3 protein-coding genes are annotated in these 3506 nt (G+C 77.0%); 2 read left to right on the top strand and 1 reads right to left on the bottom strand.

The features are described 5' to 3' along the window. Together D476_RS38590 and D476_RS0125505 are read left to right on the top strand one after the other, a co-directional pair. Positions 1-191 (top strand): hypothetical protein (locus D476_RS38590; RefSeq protein WP_204367018.1); only part of this gene is annotated, 191 nt, incomplete at its 5' end. A gap of 485 nt (positions 192-676) precedes the next feature. Continuing rightward, on the top strand, positions 677-1954 hold the full coding sequence (locus D476_RS0125505; protein ID WP_017626749.1) for a hypothetical protein: 1278 nt from the start codon (positions 677-679) through the stop codon (positions 1952-1954). A 423-nt stretch (positions 1955-2377) separates the two neighbouring features. On the opposite strand, the gene D476_RS35770 is transcribed toward D476_RS0125505, so the two are convergent. After that, on the bottom strand, positions 2378-3506 hold a 1129-nt coding region (locus tag D476_RS35770; RefSeq protein ID WP_017626748.1), incomplete at its 5' end, for a tetratricopeptide repeat protein.

Raw genomic sequence — 3506 nt, 5'->3', positions numbered from 1 at the left:
CCCCGCCTGGCGCTCCGGCGGCCTGCCGCCCGGGCGGGGCCGGGGAGCGGGGCACCTGCCGGGCCTCCGCATTCCTGGACCGCGAGAAACCCGCCGGACGGAAAGCAGGCTCGGGGGACCGCCCCGCTCCGACCGTCGCCGCCCACAACGGCGACCCACCACACGCCGGGCGGCCGACGGCGCTGCTGTAAGGCCCCTTGCTCGTCTCGTGCCTTACTCGTCGCTGCGTGCGGGTTGCCTGTTGTGTGCGAGTTGCCCGTTGCGTCACGGGAGGGGACACCCCAAGGCTTTATGGCGTAGATCTATGGCATCGCTCTGCCAGCGCGCTGGCAGAGCGCATCGCGCATCCGTTCCAAGCGCGCTCCGACGCCCTTCGCACCGCTTCCCCTAGCTAGGCGGTCGGGCTGTCGGCTTCCCCAAGGCGGTCGGGCCATCAGCCCTCAGCGCTCGCCCCGTCGGCCCTCACGGGCCCGCCCTGCCCTGTCCAGGCCGCCCCCTCTCCCCCTGTGGCCGGATCGGGACAGGCTGCAAGCCCCTCCACCTGCCCCTACACGCGGCCGTCCACCTCCCTGCAGGCCCATTGCAAGGCCCTCCCCGGCGCTCTGCAGGCGGTACGTCAAGGGCGCCCCCGCATGCTGGGGCGGTCATCGGATCTGCAGAGAAGCTCGGAGGCCCCATGACGCTCCCCTCTCCGGCCCCTGCTCCCGGACCGTACGCCGGCGACGGCCCGCTCCTGATCAACCAGGCCGACCGCGCCACCTGGTCGCCCCTGCGCTCCGTCCTCGTCCTCGTGCACCACGCCATGGCCGGGAACCGCCTGGCCGACATCCTGCCCCTCATCGAGTCCGACCACCGGCTCCAGGTCCTCTACACCTGCCCGCCCGGCTCGCCCTTCGCCGCGAGCGGGGCCGACCACGTCCGCCGCCTCGACGGCATCGCCGTGCCCTGGGACGAGGTCCGCAAGCACCCCTTCGACCTGGCCCTGGCCGCCAACCTCGGCGGCCTCCAGGACGTCGCCGCCCCCGTCCTCGCCCTCCCGCACGGATCGGGCCCCGGACGCCTGATCCCGCGCGTCGGCGGCCACGGCCCCACCGCGCCCCGCCCCGCCAGCGGCTCCCCCGCCGGGGGCCTCATCTCCCACGGGCGCGTCCTGCCCAGCGTCCTCGGCGTCGCCCACGAGCGCCTGCGGACCCTGTTCGCCGCCGCCGCCCCGGCCGCGGCCGAGGTCGTCCGGGTCGTCGGCGACCCCTGCCACGATCGCCTCACCGCCGGGCGCGCCCTGCGCGAGAGCTACCGGCGCGCACTCGGGGCCTCCCCCGACGACCTGCTGGTGGTGCTGTCGTCCACGCACGGCCCGCACTCCCTGCTCGGTACCCACCCCCGCCTGCCCGAGCGCCTGGCCGCCGAGGCGGCCGGGGCCGGGGTGCGCACGGCCGCCGTCACCCACCCCGCCGTCTTCGCCTGGCACGGGCGCCGCCAGGTGCGCTCCTGGCTGTCCGGGGCCCAGCGGCGCGGCATGGCCCTCCTGCCTCCCGAGCAGGGCTGGCAGGCCGCCGTCATCGCCGCCGACGCGGTCGTGGGCGACTTCGGCTCCGTCACCTACTACGCCGCCGCCCAGGGCCGCCCCGTCCTGGTGGCCTCCTACACCGAGGACGAGGTGCTCCCCGGCTCGCACACTGACCTGCTCGGCTGCGCGGCCCCGCGCCTGGACCCGGAGCGGCCGGTGCTGCCGCAGGTGCGGGCGGCGCTCGGCGCCCACGCCCCCGAGCGCGGCGGGTGGTACGCCTCCCAGCTCACGTCCGAGCCGGGCAGGGCGGCGGCCCGGCTGCGTACCACCATGTACCGGCTGCTGAACCTGGACGAGCCGGACTCGCCGCCGCCGACGGCGCCGCCGCCGATGCCGGTGCCGATGCCGCCGCTGGACGTCCCGCACCCGGCCGGGGGCCTGCGGTGAGCGGGGGGAGTCGGCGGCCTGCGGCCGAACGGCGCCGGGTGCGCGGGGTGCTGCTGCCCGCCCCGTCGGCGTCCGCACCGCCTCCGGCCCCGGTGGTCGACGACCACGTGTGGGTGCACGCCGACCGGTTCGGCCCCGGGCTCCCGCTGGGCACGGGCGACGTACTCACCTTCACCGAGGGGGCGGCGGGACGGGTCGGCCCGCCCGATCCCGGTGACGTGCTCGACCGCTGGCCCGGGGCCATGGTGGCAGCCGCCCCTGCGGACGGCGGCTGGCACGTGGCGCTGCGCGGACGTCCGCCCATGCGCATCGGGGGCCGCCTCCGCCTCGAAGAGGCCGCTCCCCTGCTGTCCCTGCTGCACACCTGGCTCGCGGCGGGCCTCGATCCGGCCGGGCTGACGTGGGCGGCGGCGCCGGACGGCCTCACGAGGTGGACGTTCCACCCGGCCCTTCCCCGGGCCCGGACCGTTCCCCGCCCTCGGCCCCCTGTGCGAGTTCGGCCAAGCGCCGCTCGATCCCTTCGGCCTCCACCGCCCCGAGCCGCCTATAGGTGGTCAGTGCTTCCGTCAGGTGCCGCACCGCCGGTCCCCGTCGGCCGCGCACGCCCTCCAGCCGCCCTCTGAGGGCGTGCACCCGGGCCGACTCCATGTCGGCCCGGGCCTCCTCGGCCTTGGCGAGCGCCGCGTCCAGGACCCGCTCGGCCTCGTCGAGGTCCCCGGTCTTCATGTGGACCGTGGCCAGTCCCACCAGCACCCGTGTCTGCAGGTAGAGGTCGCCCGCCTCGCGGAAGTGCCCCAGGGCCCAGGTGAGGTGCCCGACGGCCTCCTCCGGCCGCCCGGCGTCGCGCAGGGCCTCGCCCAGGCGCCGCCGCATCAGGGCGATGCCGCGGTCCCTGCCCCGGGCGGTGTGCACGGTGAGCGCGCCTTCGAAGTGGGACACCGCCTCCCCGGGGGCGCCCCGGACCAGCTCCACCACGCCGAGCCCCTCCATTGCCGCCGCCCGCCCCAGGTCGTGGTCGGCCTCATCCCAGGCGCGCAGCGCCTCCCTGTGGTGGTGTTCGGCCTCCTCGGTCCGGTGCAGGTTCACGTGGGCGGCGGCCAGGGCGCCGTGCATGCGGCCGCGCGCGGCCGGATCGCCCAGCTCGCGGGCGGCGGCCAGTCCGGCCTCATGGGTGCGGAACCACGAGTCGTGGTAGCGGCGCCTCAGGTACAGGTCCCACAGCGCCTCGCAGAGCTGCCACGCCTCGGCGGGGTGGCCGTCGCGGGCGGCCCACAGCACCAGCTCCTCCAGGGTGGGCAGCTCCTCGTCCAGCCAGTGCAGCGCCGCGTCGGCGTCGGGGAAGGCGGGGACGGCCGGGTCGCCGCCGACGCGGCCGTACAGCGGGCCCACGTGCCAGCGGCCCGGGTTGAGCGCGGTGTCGGCGGCGACGGCGGTGCGCAGGTACCCGTGCAGCAGCCGCTCCATCGCCGCGCGCCGCTCGTGTTCGGTCTCCTCGGCCTCGGCGCGTTCGCGGGCGTGCAGCCGCACCAGGTCGTGGAAGGCGAAGCGGCCG

The sequence above is a fragment of the Nocardiopsis chromatogenes YIM 90109 genome, from assembly GCF_000341185.1.
Lineage (GTDB): Bacteria > Actinomycetota > Actinomycetes > Streptosporangiales > Streptosporangiaceae > Nocardiopsis_A > Nocardiopsis_A chromatogenes.
This window is presented reverse-complemented; position numbering and strand designations above follow the sequence as displayed.